The organism is Hafnia alvei (assembly GCF_900095695.1).
Lineage (GTDB): Bacteria > Pseudomonadota > Gammaproteobacteria > Enterobacterales > Enterobacteriaceae > Hafnia > Hafnia alvei_B.
The window spans coordinates 22601-45691 of sequence record NZ_FMIQ01000006.1 but is presented as its reverse complement, the minus strand read 5'-3'; the positions used below and the strand labels follow the sequence as shown (position 1 = coordinate 45691).

Sequence of the window (23091 nt, the reverse complement as noted above, 5' to 3'; positions counted from 1 at the left end):
TTGTAAGTTTCTAATCTCGTTGTAGACTTGTTATCGCGAAGGTTGCTCTATAACGCCGAGAAAATTGGCACAGTATTTAATCGAGCGAAAACCTAGCAAAGGATTTTAACCAAGGGCTAATTGTAGCAATCTAGCTCTTTGGCCTATTTGGATGATAACGAGGCGCAAAATGAAAAAGACAGCTATCGCATTAGCAGTGGCACTCGCTGGTTTCGCTACCGTAGCGCAAGCAGCACCTAAAGATGATACTTGGTATGTTGGTGGTAAACTGGGCTGGTCCCACTACTACGACAACAGCATCAACCATTTTGGTAGCACCAACGTACGTCCTGACCAGATGGGTGGCGGTGCGTTCTTCGGTTACCAAGCAAACCCATACCTGGGCTTTGAAATGGGCTACGACTGGTTAGGTCGTATGGAATACCGTGGCGACAACAACGGTGCTTTCAAATCTCAAGGCGTTCAGCTGGCTGCTAAACTGAGCTACCCAATTGCTGACGATCTGGACATCTACACTCGTCTGGGTGGTATGGTATGGCGTGCTGACGGTTCTGCAAACTCTGCAACCAAAGGTCGTTACATCGACAGCAACGACACCGGTGTTTCTCCACTGGCTGCAATCGGTGTTGAATACGCACTGAACAAAGACTGGGCAACCCGTCTTGACTATCAGTTCGTAAGCAACATTGGTGATGCTAACGAAACTGCTGCACGTCCAGACAACACCCTGCTGAGCGTAGGTGTTACCTACCGTTTCGGTCAGGATGAAGCTGCTCCAGTTGTTGCTCCAGCACCAGCTCCAGCTCCAGTTGTTGAAACCAAGCGTTTCACTTTGAAGTCTGACGTTCTGTTCAACTTCAACAAAGCAACTCTGAAACCACAAGGCCAGCAGGCTCTGGATCAGATGTATTCTCAGCTGAGCAACTTGGATCCTAAAGACGGTTCTGTAGTTGTTCTGGGTTACACCGACCGTATCGGTTCTGAACAATACAACCAGAAACTGTCTGAACAGCGCGCACAGAGCGTTGTAGATTACCTGGTATCTAAAGGTATCCCTGCAGACAAAATCTCTGCACGTGGCATGGGCAAAGCTGACCCAGTTACTGGTTCTACCTGTGACAACGTTAAAGCTCGCGCAGCTCTGATCGACTGCCTGGCTCCAGACCGTCGCGTAGAAATCGAAGTTAAAGGCATCAAAGACGTAGTAACTCAGCCACAGGCTTAAGTTAACTCGTTGGTCCTTTAATCAAAAAGCCTCGCATTGCGAGGCTTTTTTTATGCGTTGTTTGTAGGAGTCATTGTTGATACGGGTTCATTGTCACGGTGATTAATGGTAACAAATCAGTGCTATTCTGGGGCCTTACCCAAAAACGACTGCAAATCTTTTTTCAACGATGACATCTTATTCGCATACTGCTCTTTGCGTTCCGCATCCTCAATAAGCTGCACGATAGTTTCAGAAAGCGTACTACCGCGTCGATGCGCCAGCCCTGCCAAACGTTGCCAAACCAGATATTCTAAGTCGATAGACTTCTTACGTGTATGTGTGTGTTCGGCGTTGAAATGACGCTTTCGCCGCGCACGAATGGTTTGTTTCATCTTGTTTTGCAGATCGGGATTCATATGTTCCCTAATCCATTCGTGAACATTAACAGGCTCACTCTCAAGCTTTAACAGCAGATCAACAGCCTGCTGAGCCATACTGGTTTCTAGATAGCGGGTGATCGCTTCCCCTTCTCGGTGTTTCTTCACCAAGTATTTCCACTTCCACCCACTTTCCAGATTTTCAAGCTGTTGGTATTTCATTGAGATATCTGCCAGTGACACGGTAACTTCCCATAAGAATAACAACTTTTTTTAGTTTTGCAGATATTTCATGTTTTATTATTGATTGTTTTTTATTCAGGTCGGCATCGAAATCACTTCCTTTTAACTCTTCTGCCGTTGTTTCCTGTGCAGGGCGGTGGAATCTTGTATAATTGCGGTTTTCCTACTGACAATAAAATTGACGACTTTGAGCAATTATCGACTCGACTGGCAATCGCTACTGCCCGATACGACACCTTATCAGTCTGTTTTCTCTGCGGCGGCACAACAGCCTGCGCTGACGTTCTCAGAATATCAGCCTCGCTTGGAAAACAGCTTGGCCCATTTCTGTCATCCGCAATCGCCTTCACCTTTTATGATCTTGAAGGCAGAGGAGACCTATGAGTATTTGGCAATCCTGCATCGTGCTACCGCAGAGTTATTGCCGGAGCTCAGCCTGCGAGGCAGCCAATATCACATCGATGGTATGCACGTCAGCATCATGCCAGCTGACAATCCTCAGGCGAATTTTGCGGCAACCACAACGTCACTTTTTGCCGACTGGTACGAGGGTGAACAATTGTTTGGCACTGTTCGCCAGTCCAATGGAAAAATCACCCTTGAGCCGGGCATGGTTCATAAGGCAAACGGCGGTGTGTTAATCCTGTCATTGCGTACGATGCTCGCTCAGCCGCTTCTTTGGCTGCGATTGAAACAAATCGTTCTTGGCAGAAAATTCAAATGGTTCTCACCTGATGAGAATAAACCGCTGCCGGTTCATATTCCTGATATGCCGATCGACCTTAAGGTCATTCTGGTCAGCGACCGTGAAGGATTGGCTGATTTTCAGGATATGGAACCTGATTTATGTTTCAACTCAATTTACGGTGAGTTCGAAGCAGACATGTCACTGGTGGATAGCGAGGATATGCAGCGTTGGTGCTCATTGGTAACAACCATTGCCAACGAATACCAACTGCCTCCGATTGCAGAAGATGCATGGCCCATTCTCGTCAATACGGCCATTCGTGCAATTGGTGACCAAGGTACGTTGCCGCTTAGCCCAACGCTCATCGCTCGTACGCTGCGTGAAGCCGCGCTGCACAGCAATGAGGTTATCGATGCTCAAGCTATCAATGAAACACTCGCCTCTCGCCGCTGGCGTGAGGGCTATCTTGCCGAGCGCATGCATGATGAAATTGAGCTAGGCCAAATTCTGATAGAAACCGAAGGTGAGGTCATTGGCCAAATCAATGGCTTGTCGGTATTAGAGTATCCAGGTCATCCGCTGATGTTTGGCGAGCCTTCGCGTATTACCTGCGCGGTGCATTTGGGCGATGGCGAATTTACTGACGTGGAGCGAAAAGCAGAGCTAGGCGGGAATCTGCATGCCAAGGGCATGATGATTATGCAAGCCTTCCTAATCTCTGAATTAGATTTAGAGCAACAGCTTCCCTTCTCTGCCTCAATTGTTTTTGAGCAATCTTATGGCGAAGTTGATGGTGACAGCGCTTCACTTGCTGAGCTTTGTGCGTTGGTCAGCGCGCTTTCTCTCGCGCCAATCAACCAACAGATCGCAGTCACCGGCTCTGTAGACCAATTTGGCCACGTACAGCCTATTGGCGGCGTTAACGAGAAGATTGAAGGCTTCTTTGAGGCCTGTCAGCGTCGTGGCTTAACGGGCTCTCAGGGCGTGATTATCCCGGCAACCAACGCTCGTCATTTATGCTTAAGCACAGACGTTATCGAAGCAGTTAAAGCTGGAACGTTCCATCTTTGGGCCGTCGAGAATGCAGAAGATGCGTTGCCAATTCTGACCGGCGTAGTATACCGTAGTGAGACGGGGCCTAGCCTAATCGGTGCAATTCAAGATCGAATTGCAGCTATCAGTCCACTGGACAAACGTCAATTGCCTTGGCCATTACGCTGGCTAAACTGGTTCAACCATGGCTGATCGGACTTGTTCAGCGTACACGTGTTAGCTAACATGCACCCTTCATTAAAATAAGGCTTACAAGAATTATGGTAGATAAACGCGAATCTTATACTAAAGAAGACCTTGAAGCGTCTGGACGCGGCGAACTGTTCGGTGCTGGTGGACCACCACTGCCGTCTGGCAACATGCTGATGATGGATCGTATCGTTAAAATGACCGAAGACGGCGGTAACTACAACAAAGGCTATGTAGAAGCTGAGCTGGATATCAATCCTGACCTATGGTTCTTTGGTTGCCATTTCGTTGGTGATCCCGTGATGCCCGGATGTTTAGGCTTAGATGCCATGTGGCAGTTGGTTGGTTTCTACCTTGGCTGGTTAGGCGGCGAAGGTAAAGGACGTGCACTTGGCGTTGGTGAAGTGAAATTTACCGGTCAGGTTCTGCCTACTGCGAAAAAAGTCACCTACCGTATTCATTTTAAACGTGTTATCAACCGTCGTTTAATCATGGGTATGGCTGATGGTGAAGTATTAGTTGATGGTCAGGTTATTTATAATGCATCTGATCTGAAAGTAGGTTTGTTCAAAGATACCAGCGCATTCTAATGCGTTAGCGTCTGTGGCTATTGCCATTAACGCATAAGAAAAAGCGCAGCTAGCTGCGCTTTTTCTTTTCTATAGGACCGACACTCCAATATTTACCCTAGCGTAGAACAGAAGTGTTCTGCGTAATAAGAACCTCTTTAACTTTATTCACTAGATCTAATAGCGCCTTATCTTGTTGTGCCTTTTTACTGTAAGACATATAGACTTCATAGGTCCCCAAGTCAGCCTCACAATCTAGGCGCTTAATATTATATATATCTTTAAACTTTTCATACATTGACTCAGGGCAAAAGCCGACATCGTTTGTTTTTTCAATCACGGCTAAAGACGTAATTAATGATGGTGATGCAAAAGACACGGTTCTTTTACCTAAAAGGATATCTATTTTTGTTCTGAACTCATTAATTTTTTTTCTATTTTTGGTAATTGTTGTGTAACGTTCATCCTTTATGCTGCTATTAGTCACTTCACCACTAATTCTTGGGTGGTTTTTAGAACAAACCATCACGATTTTTTCACTATAAATTAGCTCAGACTCAATAGCCGAATTATAGATTGGAACAATATCAAAAATGATGTCCGCTTTATGGTACAGCAGCGCATGCTCTACTTCTATAGGATCCTCAGGCAATAGATTGTGAGCAATTCGACACTTAATCTTTGCCGATGACATAAGGTGACTACAAACATCCGGTATCAATAGCTGTGCTAGATGAGGATCACTCCATATCACCAGATTTCTGATGCTATCCCCCTTATCCGCAAAAATATCAATAATACCGTTTAAGCTTCCCTTTATATTTTCATGCATGCTATCAGCAAAAACCGTAGCAGATATCCCCTTTCCATCCCTAATAAATAGAGGATCAGGAAAATACTGTCTGAGTCTCTGAATACTCTGACTTACCGCTGGAGATGTCATGCCTAAAATATCAGCAGCTTTACTGACGCTTTTATAAAAATAAACAGCTTCAAAAACCGTTAATAAATTTAGATCAAACTTCCTTAATGATTTTAAACTATCCTGATGTTCAAACATCCCTATAACTCCAAATAGCAAACTCCATTTTTGGCGTCATACAATTCATTAAATTAATAATAATTTAAAATATGATAAAGCCAAATTATTCGTCCATGTAATGAATTCACAACACAATAATAATTCATTCAATAATACATTATCTGATAGGTTACAAAAAATAAAGCCCAATTTAACCTAGGATTAAAAACATAAGAAATTGAATTCTACATATATAAATTTTAAATATTTTCTACATATATTCATAACTCAATTAATTCACTGAATAAAAACCTCTGCGTTAACAGAGGTTTTTATTACTAATCCGAATTGATAGCGATGACCATCAGGCCATTACCGACCTGTCTTCCATAGCCTGCCGCCAGCCTCCCAACCAATGTGACCTTGCATCTACCGATTGATATGGGCAAAACTCCTTTGAGCGCCCAATAATACCAGCCTGATACCCACGTGATTGAGCCCGTTCTAGGCGATCGCGTTTTTGTCTCTTCATGCCTCGCTTCCCTCATTTTCAGTTCTGCTGGAAAGAAAACAGTGATGACTTTTTCGCCATCACACATAATCAATAGCCGCTTTTAGCCTGAGGGTCAATGCGCAAAATTCATACCAGTGTCACAAATGTGAGCGACAAGACGCCGCTCTACAGCTGTATTTAACGCGATATCTCACAATCGCCTGTTCTACATAAAGAAAACCCCGGTCAGCAAGATTTGCTCTGACCGGGGTTTATTTAGACAATTTTAGTCTAGGGTATCACTGAACCTGACGTGCGATCTGCTGCGCTTCCTGCTGCCAGCCTTCCGCAAGCGTCTTCACCAGCGCATCATAGCCGTCTTGCGGCACAGGAAGCACCAGATTGAACGCTCGCTTAGTCAGTTGACCATTACGCGTTAAAATCCATTCGCCACTGATAACAGCCTTGCCATCATAGCGGCCATGGAAGCCCGTCACGCTGATATTTAGCGTATCCTGAGCATTACCCAACGGCTGAGATGAAACAATCCAGCCCGGCATTGCCACACTCAGATTCGCGACCATCGTTTGTTGAAGCTGCTGCTCCAACGGGCTTGCCCAAAGATTATTGCCGGCGGTGACAAACTGCACGTCGTTAGTTTGATAAACCACGCCGAGGGCACTCAGAAAATCTGCCACGCTAACACGCTCAAGCCATAGCTGGTGCGTGTCGCTGTTGACAGGCGCTTGCACCACCGCCGTACTAGCCACGGGAACAGGAAGCTGATAGTAACTTTTCTGTGGTTGGCTACTACATGCACTCAGCAGTAACGCAGCCGCTCCCACCATCCAGATTTTCATTATTTTGTCCTCTTAGGCTGCGGATCTTTGCCAGCTGGCGCTTCAAACACCAGTGAATTGCTCTTCTCATTGAGCGTACGTAGTACCGGCTGCAGCTCACGTAACACCTGATCCAAACGCTGCATGTCGCCGACCATATTGTTATAGGCTGGAGACCCCGGCTGGAAGCCTTTCACACTTCGATTCAACTCAGTCAACGTTTTCTGCATATCGCCTGGTAATGCTTGCGCTTCTTTGCTTGAAACCAGTTTATTCAACGCATCCAACGTTTTCTGCGTTTCTGCCATCGTTTTCTGGCTGGCCTTCAAAGTATTAGTCGCTTCATTGATCATTGGCTCAATTGGCAACGAGTTGATTTTATCGAGTGTCGCGGTCAGTTTCTGTTGCAGCTGCGCCAAGCCACCACTTACCGTCGGCACGACCGGCCAACCATCAATTTTGCGAGGACCTTTCCAAGGCTTAGCCTGTGGATAGAAGTCCAAATCAATATACAGTGACCCGGTTAGCAAGTTGGCAGATTTAAGTGATGCACGTAACCCTTCACCCACGCCGGAGAACAGATGTTGCTCAACGTTAAAGTTATCGCCCAATTTTTGCTGAATACGGCCTGGCTCGATATTAACCAAGACCGGGATCTGGTAATCGGAGTCCAACTTCTGGCTTAGGCCAGTCACAAAGTAAGGCGCTTCAGCCACAGTACCTAAGCGAATACCGCGGAATTCAACCGGAGCACCAGCCTGCAAACCACGAATAGAATCACTAAAGAACATCAGCACGCTTTTATGTTCTGTGTATAGCGACTCCTGAATGCTGCGCTGGTTATCAAACAGTGCAAACTGAGACTGATTTGCCGCGGGCTTACCTACTGACCAGCCTTGAGGCACATCAAAGCTTACGCCGCCGCTAAATAGCGTGGTCAATGAGCCCATTTCCACACGCATGCCCTGAGCAGACATATCGAATGAAACACCGCTGTCGATCCAGAAGCGAACGTTTTCCGTCACCAAGGTGTCATACGGCGCAGTGATAAAGATCTGATAGTGGATCTGGCGATTTTTGGGATCAAACTGGCTGGTCTCAACGGAACCAACGCGTAAACCACGGAACAATACGGGATCGCCAGGGCTAAGCTGCCCTGCCTGTTCGCTGTCTAACGTGACGCGGATCCCTTTCGCATCCGGCGGCGCTAGCGGCGGCTGATCAAGCAAATTGAACTCATCATGAGCCTCTTTATTTGAGCCCGGCTGCAGCTCAATATATGCGCCTGAGAGCAAGGTTCCGAGCCCTGAAATACCCTCACGACCAATCTGTGGTTTCACTACCCAGAACACGCTGTCTTTACGCAGAAGCTTTTCCATTCCTGAATTCAAGCGTGCTTTTACGATGACCTGCGTCAAATCCTCATTTAACGTAACGGTTTCAACCATTCCCACGTCAACGCTACGACTTTTGATCGCCGTTTTGCCACCCTCAAGCCCTTCTGCGCTAGAAGTAATCAACGTCACTTCCGGTCCTTGGTGGCTAAAATGATAAAAAATCACCCATGCACCGATCAATGCCGTGACGATAGGGACAATCCAGACAGGGGACCAGCGTTTGATTTTTTCAACCTTAGCTACGCCAGTTTCTTGCTCATTCACTTTGAGGCTCCTTGTACGTTAAGCCACGTTCACGATCCCAGATCAATCTAGGATCAAATGTCATCGCTGAGATCATGGTAATAATCACCACCATCGCAAAAAGTAACGCTCCAATATCAGGGTAAATGCTCATCAATTGCCCCATATTTACCAACGCAGAAAGTACCGCGATAACAAACACGTCAATCATTGACCAGCGCCCAACAAATTCCACAATTTCATAAACAAAATGCATACGCTCACTGTCACCGCGCGTGGCATATTTGGCATCCCAGCATAACCACCCTATCGCTAATATTTTTAGCGTGGGAACCATAATACTGGCGATAAAAATAACCATGGCTACGGGGTAAGAGCCTTCGCCCCAAAGCAAAATAACCCCAGCCATAATCGTTGAGGTGAGCTTGGTGCCAAGTGCTTGCGTTACCATAATCGGCAGAACGTTTGCGGGGATATACAACATGATTGCCGTGACGAGTAAAGACATCGTCCATTGCAAACTATTACGACGTCGCGCGTGGCCTTTGCTATGACAGCGGGGGCACGACAGCTGATCGGCGGGTAAAATAGCAGAACAACATGAACAAGAGCGTAGCCCTTGTTGAAGCCCGGTCAGGCCAACACGTAAATTTTCTGGAAGGTGCGGGGCGGGCGCAATATCACGCCATAGAAGTCGTTTATCGATGACTTGGAATACGCGTACCTGCAGGACGCAAAATAGGCAATAAGGCAGGAAACTGGTCCCCACACCGACATCACCATAGGCCATCAGCTTCACGAAGCTAACCAGAACTCCCGCTAAGAAGATTTCAACCATGCACCACGAGCGACATTTGAAGAGGATCTTCGCCATCATGACCTTGAGTTCTGTCGGCATCGGTATCCGCAAATTAAGCAGAATAATCGAAACCATACAAAATGCAGGCACCAACTGGACGAAAATCATAAACAGCGACGCCATGCTGGCATAGTCTTCTGACACCAGCGTCTGTGGGATCTGAATCAGCGTAATGGCATTGCGGATCCCAGCCACCGACATGTTCACAAAGGGGAAAAGGTTGGCTAAGACCAGCATAAACAACGCGCAAATGGCGTACAACACGGGCTGGCGGCGCGGCTCTCGCCACTTCACCATCAAGGTCGTATGACAACGAGGACAGCTACTTTTAGAGCCCTCTGGCAATACGGGCAGCTCCACCAGCATGTCACATTGCGGGCATAATATTTTGTTTTCTGAATCCTGATGATGTTCAGAACACATGATTTTTTCCCACTATTTGGTTGCTACATAAAATGCACAAAAAAGCCTGACACAACACATCACTCCGCGTTAGTCAGGCTTTATTCCGTCTTAGGCAGATCGATTAAGCATTCTTCATTGCTTCTAGCTCTTCCCAACGCTCAAACGCTGTTTCAAGCTGCTGCTCGACTTCAGCCATCTTTTGCAGAACGTTCTGAGTCTCTTCATGAGATTGGTTGAAGAAATCAGGTTTAGCGACTTTTTCCTGCAAAGTAGTCAGCTCGGTTTCCAACTCTTCAAGGCGTGCAGGAAGCTGCTCTAATTCACGTAGCAAATTATAGCTCATCTTATTGCTGCGCTTTTTCACTTCCGCTTTAGGTGTATTTGCACTCGCCTGAGGTTTAGACGCAGCCTGTTGGCTGAAAGAACGCATGTCGGCTTTTTGCTTGTGCGCGTCATAATAGCCACCCACGTAGCTGTTAATGACGCCGTTACCCTCGAAGATCCAGCAATCAGTCACGGAGTTATCGACGAATTGACGATCGTGGCTAACCAGCATAACCGTGCCTTGATAACCATCAACCAGCTCTTCCAGCAATTCCAATGTTTCGATATCTAAATCGTTGGTTGGTTCATCGAGAATCAATAGATTGCTTGGTTTTAGGAACAACTTCGCGAGCAACAAACGGTTACGTTCACCGCCTGACAAGGCGCGTACCGGCGTCATCGCGCGCTTAGGGTGGAACAGGAAGTCCTGCAAATACCCTAAAACATGGCGTGGACGGCCGTTAACCATAACTTCTTGCTTACCTTCAGCCAGATTATCCATCACGGTTTTGTCTGGATCTAACTCTGCGCGATGCTGATCAAAGTAAGCAATTTCTAGCTTGGTCCCGCAACGCACTTTCCCGCTGTCTGGCGGCAATTGGCCCAACATCAGTTTCAGCAGCGTAGTTTTACCACAGCCGTTTGGCCCAACCAGCGCGATCTTATCGCCGCGGTTAACCTGAACGCTGAAATCACGCACCAGCGTTTTACCTGCGACGCTATAATTGACATTCTCCATCTCGAAGACAATTTTGCCGGAGCGCAGCGATTCTTCAACCTGCATCTTGGCATTACCTTGCACACTACGGCGCTCGGCATGTTCGTTACGCATCGCTTTTAACGCGCGAACGCGGCCTTCGTTACGGGTACGACGCGCTTTGATACCTTGGCGGATCCAGACTTCTTCCTGCGCTAATTTGCGATCGAACTCGGCGTTCTGCATTTCTTCAACGCGCAGCGCTTCTTCTTTTGCAATTAAATAGGCGTCATAGTTGCCAGGCCAAGAAACCAGCTTACCGCGATCCAGATCGACGATACGGGTCGCCATGCTGCGAATAAATGAACGGTCATGGGAAATAAATATGATGCTGCCGGTGAATTCCTTCAGGAAATCTTCCAGCCACGTGATCGTTTCGATATCCAAGTGGTTTGTCGGTTCATCCAGCAACAGCACATCGGGCTCACATACCAGCGCACGGGCCAAAGCCGCTTTACGCAGCCAACCACCCGATAGCGCAGACAGGTCGGTATCCGCGTTCAAGCCCAGCTTAGTCAGCACGTCGCTGATGCGGCTATCAATACGCCATAGGCCTTGATGATCCAAAATCTCCTGCAGCGCAGAAAGCTTATTCAGGTTCTGTTCGCTAGGATCGGATTCGACCTTTTTCAGCAAATCATGATAAGCCTTAAGGTGCTGAGCCTGCTCGGCAACGCCTTCTGAGACAAAATCAAAAACCGTTCCACCGATATTACGCGGCGGATCTTGCTGCAAACGCGAGACCACTAAATCTTGCTCATAGATGATACGTCCATCATCTAGCGGTAACTCTTTGCCCAGTACTTTCAGCAAGGTTGATTTGCCTGCGCCATTACGGCCTACCAGACAAACACGTTCATTTGGCTCGATGTGTAATTCGGTGTTATCGAGCAACGGCGCATCACTAAATGAAATCCATGCACCGGAAAGACTAATTAACGACATATCTTACTTTTCCTCGCCAGCATGACGGATCAGCCAGCAGTTATGGATCTGACGGTTACGGGCAAAGTCCTGAGACAACGTCTGAGCGGTAATTTCTTTCGCTTCCAGACCTAATGCACCGAGCGCTTCAAGATCCATTTTAAATCCACGCTTGTTGTTGGAGAACATAATGGTGCCACGGCGACGCAGCATACGTTTAAGGTTGCGCATAATGTCAATATGATCGCGCTGCACATCAAACGTGGCTTCCATACGTTTTGAATTCGAGAACGTAGGTGGATCAATAAAGATCACATCGTATTGTTCATCGCTGTTATGCAAATAAGATAAACAATCAGCCTGAACCAAACGATGTTGACGTCCGGTTAACCCATTCGCCCGCAGGTTTTTCTCTGCCCACTCAAGGTAAGTGCGTGACATATCCACCGTGGTGGTTGAACGTGCACCGCCTAACCCTGCATGAACGCTCGCCGTTCCGGTATAAGCAAACAGGTTCAGGAAGTCCTTACCGTTGCACATTTCGCCCAACATGCGGCGGGCAATGCGGTGGTCAAGGAACAGACCCGTGTCTAAATAGTCAGTTAAGTTAACCCACAGCTCAGCGTTGTACTCTTTAACCAGCATGAACTCTTCTTTTTGTGCCAGTTTTTCATACTGGCTTTTGCCTTTCTGGCGTTCACGGGTTTTCAAGATCAAGCTGTTAGACGGCAAGTTCATCACCGACTGTGTCGCGTTAATCACGTCAAACAGACGCTGACGTGCTTTTTGCGCATCAACGGTTTTCGGCGGCGCATATTCCTGCACCACCACTTTGTCGGCATAGCGATCGACGGCAACGTTGTATTCTGGCAGATCGGCATCATAAACGCGGTAGCATTCAATGCCTTCTTGCTTCGCCCACTTATCAAGCTTCTTCAGATTCTTACGCAGACGGTTCGCATAATCTTCAGCAATTTGGCCTGCTGGCGCACCCAGCGGGTTCTCTGCGAGCTGATAGTTTTTCTGCACACAGTCCAGCGGGCCGTTTTTCGCCTTAAATTGACGCTCTGCACGGAGCTGTAAACAGCTTAGCAGTTCTGGAGATGCGCTGAATAAAGAGAGCTGCCAGCCGCCAAATGCACCTTTCATGATACGGCCTAACGCATTGTGCAGCGCAATCAGGGCCGGTTCGCTTTCTAAGCGTTCACCGTATGGCGGGTTGCTTAGCACGGTTCCGGTTGGGCCTTCTGGCAGCGGGTTTTTCAGGTTGCTGACGTCAGCCACGTTGAACGTAATCAGTTCGGAAACACCAGCACGACGGGCGTTAGCACGCGCCATTTCAATCACACGGCGATCGTTATCTGAACCGAAGAAACGTGACTGACCTTCCTGTTCTTGCAGACCACGACGGGCACGCACCTGTGCTTCCGCCATCAGTTCACGCCACAATTCAGGGTTATGACCATTCCACGCGGTGAAGCCCCAGTGCTGACGGGTCAGACCCGGCGCGTGATCGGAGGCCATCATTGCGGCTTCAATCAGTAAAGTACCGGAACCACACATTGGGTCGACCATCGGCGTACCCGCTTTCCAGCCCGAACGCAGCACAATAGCCGAGGCCAACGTTTCTTTAAGCGGTGCCGCACCGGTAAGATCGCGGTAGCCACGCTGATGCAGGCCTTCTCCGCTCAGATCCAACGCCACGCTGGCCGTTTCACGCTGTAGGAAAACGTTAATACGAATATCTGGCGTTTGTTTGGCGACGGTGGGACGCGCATCAATTTTGCGCGTGAAGCTATCCACGATCGCATCTTTGACTTTCAACGCGCCATATTGGCTATTGCGAATTTCTTCGTTGGTACCGGTGAAATGCACGGCAAAGGTCTTATCGACGCCAAAAATCGAAGTCCAGTCGATTGCCTGTACACCTAAGTACAGATCCAGATCGCTATAGACTTTAAACTCATTCAGCGGCATCAAAATGCGCGAAGCTAAACGGCTCCAGAGCAGGCTCTGATAGAGCAAACGATCATCCCCTTGAAAATGCACACCGCCTTGAACAATTTGACAGGAGTGCGCACCGAGGGCTTCGAGTTCATTTTTTAACAGTTCTTCTAGACCGCGCGCGGTGCTGGCAAACAGAGATTTCATGTTTTCACTATCACTAAAGAGAATTTACGGAGACTAAAAGCCAGAAAAAGCTTAATAATCAAATGAGTATGCAACTCCATGCATTATAACTAAGCAGCAAGTTGCACCGTTTGCTAGGTTCTGACAAGTGAACATCAGTCAGTTAATTGGCTATTTTAACCTGTAGGACCCTACATTTGATACTTTTCTATGAAAAACCGCCATCCTTCATTTTATCTTTTTGCCATCCCCCTTTTTTGGCCTGTTTTTACGCGATGTCTAATGCATCATTTTTAATCCTTTTTCTTCTGCGAAAAATGTTCAAAATAAACGCCGTTTTAAAATTATAGTTAACGATTTCATAGGGATAAATATTTTTAAAAATTTGATCTAAATCATTTTTTTTGCAAACCGATGATTTTAAAATCTCACACCGAATTCATGATGTACCGATGATATACGATGAAGGAGGAGCTGAAGATGACCCAAGAAAGCGTGACGACATACGATCGCAACCGCAACGCCATTAAAGTTGGCAGCCGCGTCATGGTGAGTGGTACCGGCGAGATTGGTGTAATTACGGCTATTCACGGTGACAACCTACCATCAGCACAAATCCGTCGCTCAAAATGCGTAGATATCGATAATCTCAGCGATCGTTACGTTCCGCTCGACCTTGTTCGCTTAGGGATGAACTAATCCTATCTTGCACGTGAATACTCACCGTTAAGTGCCGGTCGCAGACCTCTTGATCGGCACTGCATCTCTTCCCCACCGCTTCTACACCTACTGATAGCTCTGTACCCATAAAAGAAAACGCCGCGCTATCTGTTCAATATGAAGCAGGTGTCATAAAGTGATCGGCTGAAATTCTTTTAAAACGACGGAACGAGGAAGTGCTGAAATGATCACGTTATCAAAGCTGTATGTTCATCCGATAAAATCCATGCGTGGCTTACAGCTTTCACAGGCTCAGGTTTTGCCAAGTGGTTTAGCATTCGATCGTGCGTTGATGATAACTGAAACTGACGGCACCTTTATTACCGCTCGCCAAAATCCACTGATGGTGACATTCACCCCCTCCTTATTACCGAACGGTATTGCTCTCACCGCGCCCGATGGTGAAAATATTATGGTGTTATGGCAAGACTTTATTAAAGAACAACAGCCTACCGAAGTTTGGGGCAATCACTTTACCGCGCTCATTGCACCTACCCAGATAAACGTATGGCTGAGCCGTTATTTTAAGCGCGACGTTCAGCTTCGTTGGTTAGGTGATGAACTCAGTCGGCGTGTAAAACATCACCCGGAAATTCCGCTGACGTTTGCCGATGGCTACCCTTTTTTATTAATCAATGAAGCTTCGTTTCAAAATTTACAACAGCGCAGCCCAAGCGCTATTCGCATTGAGCAGTTTAGACCGAATATTGTCGTTAGCGGCGCTCAGGCTTTTGATGAAGATAGCTGGCAGGTTATTCGCATCGGCGAGATTATTTTTGATTTAGTCAAACCATGCAGCCGCTGTATTCTGACCACGGTGAGCACCGACCGTGGTCGTAAACACCCTGCAGGTGAACCGTTAAAAACCTTGCAGTCATTCCGCACCGCAGACAATGGCGATGTGGATTTCGGCATGAATATGATCGCGCGCAGCGGTGGGGTTATTCGCCAAGGAGATAACGTTGAAATACTCAGCGTTCGCCCTCCTCGTCTTTATTCGGCTGGAGAAACAAACGAATCTCTATCGGTAGCCAATGTCGGTGAAAAAAGCGTCAAAATTGAATATCAAGGAGAGGTATTTACCGGCAATAACCAACAAATACTGTTAGAACAGCTGGAAGCTCAAGGTATCCGAATTCCCTATTCTTGTCGGGCAGGATTATGCGGTGCTTGCAAATTAACGCTAGACGAAGGGGAAGTTACGCCGTTGAAGAAAAGCGCCGTGGGCCCGAATGGCCGCATTCTTAGCTGTAGCTGCATTCCCAAAAGCGATATTAAATTAGCTTAATGACCGTCGCTCTAGAATAGCTATCGTTCTAATAGTAGAAATATGCGGGATATTCACTACCCGCATATATTAAACGGCGTAGGCTAAAATATCTTGAGCATCACTAGACGGCTGCACCGCAATTAATCTGTCGTGCATCACTTTAATGGCATCGCCAAGCTGCATCGCTTTGCCTGCAAGTTGCAAATAAGGCTGGGCTAAAAGACATAAACTGGCACTATCTCCAGACTCGACCACCAGCAAACGCGCCTGTTCGGCAGTATTAGAAACCTGCACGGCAACCACTTCACCTAACGCCGGATTCACCGAGCAAGACTGCGGGGCAAAATGCCAACTCTTTGGCATCAGCGGTTTAAGAAAACGCTGCGCAACTAACGCATTGAGTATTAACTCTGCACGTTGTTCTTTTTTTAATCCCGTCTGCCGGCTTCGTTCTTCAAACTGATAATAGAGCGCTGCATCATCAACGCAAAATGAGCTCTCTTCAAAAGCATCTGGAGTCAACATTTTGGCTGCAAAGCGGGATCGAAAGATCATTCCGTTGGCTAAATCCAACATCAAACGATCGTGTTCCTCATCAAAATACCAGCGCCAGTTATCGCCCGGTTTTATATTCATAACATCCCTCTTCTGCATCGACCATCAGGATCGTGATTCGACTGTTGCCCATGTCATTAATACGACCAAATCATGCGTTGATTAAATTAGCGTGATTCGTTTGGACAATTAATTGGCAGAACGGTTGAAATATAGACTACCCCGGAGAAGAAATAAACCCCCGGGGCAAATAGGCAGGCAAATAATTAGATGTAGTTAACGATATCTTTAATCAGACCAGGTCCTTTAAAGATAAAACCTGAATAAATTTGAACCAATGAAGCACCGGCATCTATTTTTTCTCTGGCTGCAATGACGGAATCAATCCCGCCCACACCAATTATCGGTAAACGCCCCTGCAACTCGTTAGATAGCCGGCGGACAATTTCCGTACTGTGCAGCTGTAAAGGACGCCCGCTAAGCCCTCCCATTTGATCACAGTAATTAAACCCGTTAACTAATTTGCGATCTAAAGTGGTGTTCGTGGCAATAACCCCATCTATATTATGGCGAACTAAACTATCAGCAACCTGAATCAATTCCTCATGGGAAAGATCCGGCGCGATCTTCACCGCAATAGGAACATATTTATGGTGTTTCTGTTGTAGCTCGATCTGTTTTGCTTTTATCGCGGTTAATAGATCGTCTAATGCTTCACCATATTGCAACGTTCTTAAACCCGGCGTATTTGGTGAGGAGATATTTATCGCAATGTAACCGGCATAGGAGTAAACCTTTTCCATACAGATTAAATAATCGTCTTTTCCCTGCTCAACCGGCGTATCTTTATTCTTGCCAATATTGATCCCTAACACTCCGCCAAAATGAGATTTTTTGACGTTCTCGACCAGATTATCGACCCCATGGTTATTAAACCCCATGCGGTTAATTAAGCCTTCAGCTTCAACAAGGCGGAATAAACGCGGCTTATCATTACCCGATTGAGCGCGAGGCGTTACGGTGCCAACTTCGATAAAACCAAAGCCCATTGCGCCTAGCGCATCGATACATTCACCATCTTTGTCTAAACCCGCGGCAAGGCCAAGCGGATTTTTGAAAGATAATCCCATGCATGTTACCGGCTTAGAAGCCACTGACTGACGAACCAGAAACTCCAATGGAGTACCCGTAATACGGCGAAGCTGCTTAAAGGTGAATTCGTGCGCGCGCTCTGGATCGAGCTGGAAAAGTGCCTTTCTAACGAAGGGGTAAAGCATGGTATCTCCTGAGTCCCGGTGGCAAGTCTGAGCTGTATTCTTCACAACAAATCATATTATCGTATCAATTCAGCGTGTTAGCAGGTTTATCCATCATTTCAATTTCATTATTTCTGTACATTTTTCGACGTTTTAGTATATTTTTTTACTCTCAGCACCCCACACTGCACCCCAAGGTTTTCAAATGGCGTACTTTAGTATTGAGAAAAGAGAGCGAGCCGATGGAACACCACGTTATCGCTGTACTGTTGGTGTTCGGCAAAATGGTAAATATCTTTTCCGAGAAAGTAAAACGTTTGCGCGTCAAGCTCAGGCAAAAAGCTGGGGCGCTCGCATGGTTCAGGAAATTGAAACCAATGGCATACCTGATGCCAGGTCCTCTAAAACAATTGGTGATTTAATCCGTGATTACTTAGAGCACCCCAATATAAAGCAAAAAGTCGGGCGAGATAAATTGGATGTTCTCACTAGACTGCAAAAGTTTGCGATCTCCAACGTACCTCTATCCTCCATCGTTTCAAATACATTTATTGAGCACTGCCGCTTCAGATCAGCTTCCGGCGCATCACCTGCCACTGTTTCTCATGATCTAGCCTATATGGGCTCTGTTTTATCTGCTGCAAAACCTCTCTTTGATATCGACGTGAACCTAGATAGTTTGAGCGTTGCTAGATCAGCTCTTTCGAGCATGGGAATAACTGGACAATCTAAACGGCGCAGTCGTAGGCCGTCAGCTGAAGAGTTCGATAGGCTCTACGATGGAATGCGCGACCGCGCCAAAAGATCTTATAAGGGTATTCCGTACGACGATATCTTTATGTTTTCAATTCTGTCATGTATGCGCGTTGGGGAAGTTTGTGCAATTCGCTGGGATGATATTAGCGAAGAACAGAAGGCGGTACTGGTTCGTGACCGTAAAGATCCACGTAAAAAAGAAGGTAACCACATGATGGTACCTTTACTTGGTGAAGCATGGGAAATTGTTCAGCGGCAACCAAAAAGTGATGACAGAATTTTCCCTTATCCGCCTAAGGGGATCACGCTGGTCTATAGGGATGTTCGAAACGAGTTAGGAATTGAAGATTTGCGCTATCACGACTTACGCAGGGAGGGTGCTAGCCGCCTATTTGAAGCGGGATTTAGCATCGAGGAAGTAGCGCAAGTGACTGGGCATCGAACTCTAAACGTTTTGTGGCAGGTATATACTGAGCTATACCCTAAATCACTCCATGAAAAATTTGCTGCTCTGCAAAAAAAACCGCTTTAATAAAAAACAATCCCTCTCGACAATACTGTATGAATACACATTTACTGTGTAAATCAACAGTGATTAACGAGAGGCGATAACATGGCAGATGTAAAGAAAAAATCCACTAGTGACGTAGCCCAGATCACAAACAAAGACGACAAAGCTAAAGCTCTGGCCGCTGCAATTGGTCAAATTGAAAAAGCATTTGGCAAAGGCTCCATAATGCGTCTGGGTGATAATAAAACTCTTGATATCGAAGCTATCTCTACTGGCTCAATCACTCTAGACGCCGCTCTTGGTATTGGTGGCTTGCCTATGGGCCGTGTTGTTGAAATCTTTGGACCTGAATCATCAGGAAAAACCACGCTTACTCTATCTGTTATCGCTGCGGCGCAAAAAGCAGGGAAGATGTGCGCATTTATCGATGCTGAACATGCCCTCGATCCAATTTATGCGCAAAAACTTGGTGTAAACACAAACGAGCTGCTCATTTCTCAGCCAGATACAGGCGAACAAGCATTAGAAATCTGTGATGCCTTAGTCCGCTCTGGTGCTGTGAACGTGATTATTGTCGATTCAGTTGCGGCATTGACACCTAAAGCAGAGATCGAAGGCGAGATGGGGGACTCTCACGTAGGTCTACAGGCTCGCCTTATGTCTCAAGCTCTGCGTAAAATGACGGGTAACATTAAAAATGCCAATTGCTTGGTGATTTTCATCAACCAAATTCGTTTGAAGATTGGCGTAATGTTTGGGAATCCAGAGACGACCACTGGTGGCAATGCGCTAAAATTCTATTCTTCCGTTCGTCTTGATATTCGACGTATTGGTGCGATTAAAGATGGTGACGAAGTTCTTGGCAATGAAACCCGCGTTAAAGTGGTCAAAAACAAAGTTTCGCCGCCCTTCCGTCAAGCTGAATTCCAGATCCTTTATGGGCAAGGAATATCACATGAAGGCGAGCTCGTTGAGCTTGGCGTAAAGCTTAAACTTATTGGTAAAGCTGGTGCGTGGTATGAGTATAACGGCGGGAAGATTGGGCAAGGTAGAGCTAATGCGATGAAGTATTTAGCGGAGAATTCAGAAGTAGCGCAAGAGATCGAGCAAAAAATCAGAGATCTGGTTCTTGCGAAACCACTCCCTGTCACTAGTGATATTGGTGAGGAGATTGTAGAAAGTACCGCCGAGGAAGAAGTTGAACTTGCCAATATTTAAGGCTGCTTTTCTGAGGTAGATACGGGGAAATCCCGTATCTACACACAATAAAATATCCCATTGATTCTCGTTGATTTCTTAGTTTTACTCCGTACAATCCGCGCCTGACAATATCCATTTGAATCACTTAAACGCATTCACGGTCACGCAATAAATTGCGCTCCCGTTCACCATTTTTGACTGGTTTGGGTGTGAGCTTTAAGTCCTTCGACCTGAGTTCAGACCAAAACCTACCGCCAGTCAGTCTGGTGTATAGTCATGCATGCCGGCTAGAATCGCTGAGCGCGTTTCTGCCGCTTTTTTGCAGGGTAAGCTGCGGCTTTTTTCTTTGTCTTCGCTCTCAAATCGCGCTGAGGGCGTTTTAGCAGTACGGAAAACGGATGTTATGTTCAATGCCATTTTTATCTATGGGTTTATTCACGCACCGTTATAATGTCGTTCTGGATGGATAACAGGCGGTAATCATGGGATTTTTTGACAGGCTTGAGCGGGTTGATGGGACAGTCACCCGGTTTTATGCCCGCCGTAAAGTGTGGATTTGGGGCGTGCTGTCGCTGCCGGTGGTGTTTCTGCTCGGATGGATTGTGTGGGTGATGGTCTGGGCGCCCCCGATGGGCGGCGTGACGCTGATTATTCACAGTAAAATCGATCGGCCTATTCTGGGCTTCAGCGTAAACGGCGTCGCGGGAGGGAATGCCAGTGCCCATAACCCGAATAATAAGTACACAAGTGAAAGTGGCGGAGCAACAACCTGCTGCGGCAGCATCCGCGGGAAGACCGCCGAGGTGATCTGGACGCTCAGCGTCACAGGACCCCAGTACGAGGCGGGGATGCGGCCTGAGCAGCGGCGGGTGGTGATGCCGCTGCCAGAGCGTCAGCGGGGCGAGAATGACCTGCACGTTTACTTTTTACCGGGAGATAAGGTGCTGCTGGGGTGGAGTGATAACGCGTTCTCGCCCTACGATCCGCGTAGCCCGAAGTATACTCCGCCACAACGGCACACAGAGGATAAGTGATCATGGAGATAGATTTAGATGCGGTTATCGCGGCGGCGCACCGGGCGCAGCAGTCCTGTGACTACCGACTCGGTAACTGCTCACGGATACTGCATGTCGGGTTCTTCTTCGACGGTGTGGAGCGCAATATCGAGCAGGATGCGCCGGCAAACCGGCTGAGCAATGTTGCTCGTTTGTTCAGAGCTTACCCAGAAGAAGAAAATAAAACGGACTTAGTGGCATATAAAAAACACTACATATCTGGGCTGGGGACGCCGTTTGACGAGGCAACTGCGGAGCGGCTTCAGGGGATGATGGATAAGTCCCTGGGCTCGCTGCTGGATGACCTGAAGGACAAGCCCGCGGATATGGCGAAAGAGGCCTTTCAGTCGTCGCTGGGCGGCACCAGCGGCAAGGACGTCCTGACGGAGATGAAGGACACGCTGCTGACCCCGAAGGGGCGGCTGGGGCTGCTGAAGGACTCGGCGGTGAACGCGCTGAAGCGGGTGAGTATCGAGGCGACGCCGTGGCTGCGCGACTCGGCCTTTATGGCCTACAATTTTGTGACCGGCGCGGACACGCGCCTGAACAGCACGAAAGCGCGCTTTGTACGGTCATTCGAGGATGCAGTAAAAGACGGGGAGGTTCCCGTGCGGCTGATTTCGGTGTCCGTCTTTGGCTTTGACATGGGTGGCACGCTGGCCCGGCAGTTTATCGATATGCTGCTGGGTGAGATATGTGACAAAAAAACGGGTGGAAACCCTACCTTTCGCGGCGTCCCTGTCGATATCGTGTTTGCCGGGCTGTTTGACTGCTCGCGAGATACGCCGGAGAGCAGCGATGACGGTCTGGACTACGCGGCGTCGGCGGTCAGCTGGCTGCCCGGAGCGGTCGCGAAAACGGCGGGAACGGTGGGGGCGCTGTTTGGGCGTAAATACCTTGAACATATGTCACCCCTGCCGGCAGCCGTCAAAAATTCGCTGCATCTGGTGGCGGCCCATGAGCGGCGGCGCTGGCGGTGCATTTACCGCACCGGTCGGGACGGTTTTGAACATCAGGAATTGCTGATGCCGGGGTGCAGTGAGGATATCGGGGGCGGGCTGAAACCGGATGTACAAAAGCCGAGCGCGGAGCTGTGCAGGGTGTCGCTGCGGAAAATGTACACTGAGGCCATGAAGGCCACCGTACCTTTTCCTGATTTCAGCACGCTGTACAAGACTGACCGGCTAGTATGGGCGTATTTCGACCTGAGTGACGAGGTGGGAAGTCAGTCGGCTGAACAGTGGGTGAAATCGTATCAGAGCGCGGTCAATGCCACCGCGCTGAGTTATGGGGCGATGAACCGGCATCTTGACGGTTATTTTGAGTGGCTGGGGCGGCAGTTTTACGAATACAAGAGCGAGCTTCGGCGGCTGGAGAGTATTCACTCGAGCATTCTGCTGTCTCCGGGCGCCTCGATGGGACTGTCGATTACCCCGCAGGCCAGACAGGCGTCGGGTGAGACGGCAGAAGAGATCCGTATCCTGGAAAAACACTGGGGCTGGCTGTCGGATGTGGCGAATGCGGCCCATCTTTTGCTGACTCAGAAGTACCACTATCCCCCTCAGCTTTATCTGGACAATATCCTTATGCCTGCGCGTGTGCGTGCTAAGTATTTTCTGGAATGCGGTGTCGCTGGACACGATGGAAAATCGCCGCCGATCAGATGGTGTGTAGATTCGTCGGTACTTTATGCGTGGTTTGTGCATGATGTGCAGCGTGCTGAAGGCATCAATGACGGGTATTTTTCCGTGCGCTGGATGGAGCCACGAGGATAACAGAACCGACGCTCTGCGGCGATCCGCTGGTGTTGTCACTGCGCCGGAGTCTTGCATACGCTCCGGCGCAAACTAAACTACTCTTCTGGTTTTTTCAGGCCATTCAACATCCGGCGCTTTACTTACATCCACTCGGCTGGGTAACACAAAGTAGGTTTCCCACACTTTGAGCTTCGCTAATTCTTCATCAGTCGCCATGCCTACGTCTAATGCGGCTTGTAGCGGCGCGATTTTTTGATTCGCCTCCGCCATCAAAGACTCAATTACCATCGAGG

The 23091-nt window shown here is 47.8% G+C and carries 20 protein-coding genes; 9 read left to right on the top strand and 11 right to left on the bottom strand.

Annotation, left to right across the window (positions count from 1 at the left end; all coding sequences use genetic code 11):
• Nucleotides 1-169: 169 nt before the first annotated feature.
• Nucleotides 170-1225, top strand: a complete 1056-nt coding sequence (ompA, locus tag BN1044_RS01650) for a porin OmpA (RefSeq protein ID WP_072307289.1) — start codon at nucleotides 170-172, stop codon at nucleotides 1223-1225.
• A 122-nt stretch (nucleotides 1226-1347) separates the two neighbouring features.
• Here ompA and matP read toward each other — a convergent pair whose 3' ends face one another.
• Nucleotides 1348-1806 (bottom strand): macrodomain Ter protein MatP, encoded by a 459-nt coding sequence (matP, locus tag BN1044_RS01645; RefSeq protein ID WP_072307604.1) that lies wholly within the window; start codon nucleotides 1804-1806, stop codon nucleotides 1348-1350.
• A 208-nt stretch (nucleotides 1807-2014) separates the two neighbouring features.
• Between matP and BN1044_RS01640 the strand changes: the two genes are divergently transcribed.
• Both BN1044_RS01640 and fabA read left to right on the top strand, forming a co-directional pair.
• Entirely contained in the window at nucleotides 2015-3760 is a 1746-nt protein-coding gene (locus BN1044_RS01640) for an AAA family ATPase (protein WP_175421581.1), read from the top strand.
• 68 nt (nucleotides 3761-3828) lie between these two features.
• Nucleotides 3829-4347: a bifunctional 3-hydroxydecanoyl-ACP dehydratase/trans-2-decenoyl-ACP isomerase gene (gene fabA, locus BN1044_RS01635; protein ID WP_072307288.1), complete on the top strand. Its 519-nt coding sequence runs from the start codon at nucleotides 3829-3831 to the stop codon at nucleotides 4345-4347.
• Nucleotides 4348-4444: 97 nt separating this feature from the next.
• Here fabA and BN1044_RS01630 read toward each other — a convergent pair whose 3' ends face one another.
• From BN1044_RS01630 to rlmKL, 7 genes are all read right to left on the bottom strand, one after another.
• Nucleotides 4445-5386, bottom strand: a complete 942-nt coding sequence (locus BN1044_RS01630; protein WP_072307287.1) for a LysR family transcriptional regulator — start codon at nucleotides 5384-5386, stop codon at nucleotides 4445-4447.
• Between the two features lie 325 nt (nucleotides 5387-5711).
• Entirely contained in the window at nucleotides 5712-5879 is a 168-nt protein-coding gene (gene rmf, locus BN1044_RS01625; RefSeq protein ID WP_004095659.1) for a ribosome modulation factor, read from the bottom strand.
• A 260-nt stretch (nucleotides 5880-6139) separates the two neighbouring features.
• Nucleotides 6140-6700 (bottom strand): membrane integrity-associated transporter subunit PqiC, encoded by a 561-nt coding sequence (gene pqiC / locus BN1044_RS01620; RefSeq protein WP_072307286.1) that lies wholly within the window; start codon nucleotides 6698-6700, stop codon nucleotides 6140-6142.
• On the bottom strand, nucleotides 6700-8340 hold the full coding sequence (gene pqiB / locus BN1044_RS01615; RefSeq protein WP_072307285.1) for an intermembrane transport protein PqiB: 1641 nt from the start codon (nucleotides 8338-8340) through the stop codon (nucleotides 6700-6702). Before pqiB ends, pqiC begins: the two co-directional genes overlap by 1 nt.
• A complete protein-coding gene (gene pqiA / locus BN1044_RS01610; protein ID WP_072307284.1) occupies nucleotides 8333-9601 on the bottom strand; it encodes a membrane integrity-associated transporter subunit PqiA in 1269 nt (422 codons plus the stop codon). The genes pqiB and pqiA overlap by 8 nt, the downstream gene beginning before the upstream one ends.
• 103 nt (nucleotides 9602-9704) lie before the next feature.
• Complete coding sequence (locus BN1044_RS01605; RefSeq protein WP_072307283.1) at nucleotides 9705-11609, bottom strand: ABC transporter ATP-binding protein; 1905 nt, start codon at nucleotides 11607-11609, stop codon at nucleotides 9705-9707.
• A 3-nt stretch (nucleotides 11610-11612) separates the two neighbouring features.
• Nucleotides 11613-13739: a bifunctional 23S rRNA (guanine(2069)-N(7))-methyltransferase RlmK/23S rRNA (guanine(2445)-N(2))-methyltransferase RlmL gene (gene rlmKL / locus BN1044_RS01600; protein WP_072307282.1), complete on the bottom strand. Its 2127-nt coding sequence runs from the start codon at nucleotides 13737-13739 to the stop codon at nucleotides 11613-11615.
• Between the two features lie 459 nt (nucleotides 13740-14198).
• Between rlmKL and ydfZ the strand changes: the two genes are divergently transcribed.
• Nucleotides 14199-14417, top strand: a complete 219-nt coding sequence (gene ydfZ, locus BN1044_RS01595; protein ID WP_211095764.1) for a putative selenium delivery protein YdfZ — start codon at nucleotides 14199-14201, stop codon at nucleotides 14415-14417.
• Between the two features lie 205 nt (nucleotides 14418-14622).
• A complete protein-coding gene (locus BN1044_RS01590; protein ID WP_072307281.1) occupies nucleotides 14623-15726 on the top strand; it encodes a YcbX family protein in 1104 nt (367 codons plus the stop codon).
• Nucleotides 15727-15795: 69 nt separating this feature from the next.
• Here the strand turns inward: BN1044_RS01590 and BN1044_RS01585 are convergent, their stop codons facing one another.
• Both BN1044_RS01585 and pyrD read right to left on the bottom strand, forming a co-directional pair.
• The gene (locus BN1044_RS01585; RefSeq protein WP_072307280.1) at nucleotides 15796-16344 is read right to left on the bottom strand and encodes a cell division protein ZapC; all 549 of its coding nucleotides are present in this window, start codon (nucleotides 16342-16344) and stop codon (nucleotides 15796-15798) included.
• Nucleotides 16345-16529: 185 nt separating this feature from the next.
• A complete protein-coding gene (gene pyrD / locus BN1044_RS01580; protein ID WP_072307279.1) occupies nucleotides 16530-17540 on the bottom strand; it encodes a quinone-dependent dihydroorotate dehydrogenase in 1011 nt (336 codons plus the stop codon).
• Between the two features lie 184 nt (nucleotides 17541-17724).
• Here pyrD and BN1044_RS01575 point away from each other — a divergent pair, with 184 nt between their 5' ends.
• The 4 genes from BN1044_RS01575 (at nucleotide 17725) to BN1044_RS01560 (ending at nucleotide 22816) form a co-directional block, all read left to right on the top strand.
• On the top strand, nucleotides 17725-18807 hold the full coding sequence (locus BN1044_RS01575) for a tyrosine-type recombinase/integrase (protein ID WP_072307278.1): 1083 nt from the start codon (nucleotides 17725-17727) through the stop codon (nucleotides 18805-18807).
• Nucleotides 18808-18888: 81 nt separating this feature from the next.
• Nucleotides 18889-20004, top strand: coding sequence for a recombinase RecA (gene recA, locus BN1044_RS01570; RefSeq protein WP_072307277.1), 1116 nt, complete (start codon nucleotides 18889-18891; stop codon nucleotides 20002-20004).
• Nucleotides 20005-20468: 464 nt separating this feature from the next.
• On the top strand, nucleotides 20469-21020 hold the full coding sequence (locus tag BN1044_RS01565) for a DUF3304 domain-containing protein (RefSeq protein ID WP_072307276.1): 552 nt from the start codon (nucleotides 20469-20471) through the stop codon (nucleotides 21018-21020).
• A gap of 2 nt (nucleotides 21021-21022) precedes the next feature.
• Nucleotides 21023-22816, top strand: a complete 1794-nt coding sequence (locus BN1044_RS01560) for a DUF2235 domain-containing protein (protein WP_081329514.1) — start codon at nucleotides 21023-21025, stop codon at nucleotides 22814-22816.
• 72 nt (nucleotides 22817-22888) lie between these two features.
• Here the strand turns inward: BN1044_RS01560 and BN1044_RS01555 are convergent, their stop codons facing one another.
• Nucleotides 22889-23086 (bottom strand): tail fiber assembly protein, encoded by a 198-nt coding sequence (locus BN1044_RS01555; RefSeq protein WP_004092407.1) that lies wholly within the window; start codon nucleotides 23084-23086, stop codon nucleotides 22889-22891.
• Nucleotides 23087-23091: the final 5 nt, after the last annotated feature.

Bases quoted from the DNA above. Each gene is read 5' to 3' on its own strand.
- recA (WP_072307277.1), top strand. From the start codon at position 18,889: ATGGCAGATGTAAAGAAAAAATCCACTAGTGACGTAGCCCAGATCACA.
- BN1044_RS01575 (WP_072307278.1), top strand. From the start codon at position 17,725: ATGGCGTACTTTAGTATTGAGAAAAGAGAGCGAGCCGATGGAACACCA.
- BN1044_RS01590 (WP_072307281.1), top strand. From the start codon at position 14,623: ATGATCACGTTATCAAAGCTGTATGTTCATCCGATAAAATCCATGCGT.
- pyrD (WP_072307279.1), bottom strand. From the start codon at position 17,540: ATGCTTTACCCCTTCGTTAGAAAGGCACTTTTCCAGCTCGATCCAGAG.
- BN1044_RS01630 (WP_072307287.1), bottom strand. From the start codon at position 5,386: ATGTTTGAACATCAGGATAGTTTAAAATCATTAAGGAAGTTTGATCTA.
- BN1044_RS01555 (WP_004092407.1), bottom strand. From the start codon at position 23,086: ATGGTAATTGAGTCTTTGATGGCGGAGGCGAATCAAAAAATCGCGCCG.
- BN1044_RS01585 (WP_072307280.1), bottom strand. From the start codon at position 16,344: ATGAATATAAAACCGGGCGATAACTGGCGCTGGTATTTTGATGAGGAA.
- rmf (WP_004095659.1), bottom strand. From the start codon at position 5,879: ATGAAGAGACAAAAACGCGATCGCCTAGAACGGGCTCAATCACGTGGG.
- ydfZ (WP_211095764.1), top strand. From the start codon at position 14,199: ATGACCCAAGAAAGCGTGACGACATACGATCGCAACCGCAACGCCATT.
- matP (WP_072307604.1), bottom strand. From the start codon at position 1,806: ATGAAATACCAACAGCTTGAAAATCTGGAAAGTGGGTGGAAGTGGAAA.
- pqiC (WP_072307286.1), bottom strand. From the start codon at position 6,700: ATGAAAATCTGGATGGTGGGAGCGGCTGCGTTACTGCTGAGTGCATGT.
- ompA (WP_072307289.1), top strand. From the start codon at position 170: ATGAAAAAGACAGCTATCGCATTAGCAGTGGCACTCGCTGGTTTCGCT.
- BN1044_RS01565 (WP_072307276.1), top strand. From the start codon at position 20,469: ATGGGATTTTTTGACAGGCTTGAGCGGGTTGATGGGACAGTCACCCGG.
- rlmKL (WP_072307282.1), bottom strand. From the start codon at position 13,739: ATGAAATCTCTGTTTGCCAGCACCGCGCGCGGTCTAGAAGAACTGTTA.
- BN1044_RS01605 (WP_072307283.1), bottom strand. From the start codon at position 11,609: ATGTCGTTAATTAGTCTTTCCGGTGCATGGATTTCATTTAGTGATGCG.
- BN1044_RS01560 (WP_081329514.1), top strand. From the start codon at position 21,023: ATGGAGATAGATTTAGATGCGGTTATCGCGGCGGCGCACCGGGCGCAG.
- fabA (WP_072307288.1), top strand. From the start codon at position 3,829: ATGGTAGATAAACGCGAATCTTATACTAAAGAAGACCTTGAAGCGTCT.
- pqiA (WP_072307284.1), bottom strand. From the start codon at position 9,601: ATGTGTTCTGAACATCATCAGGATTCAGAAAACAAAATATTATGCCCG.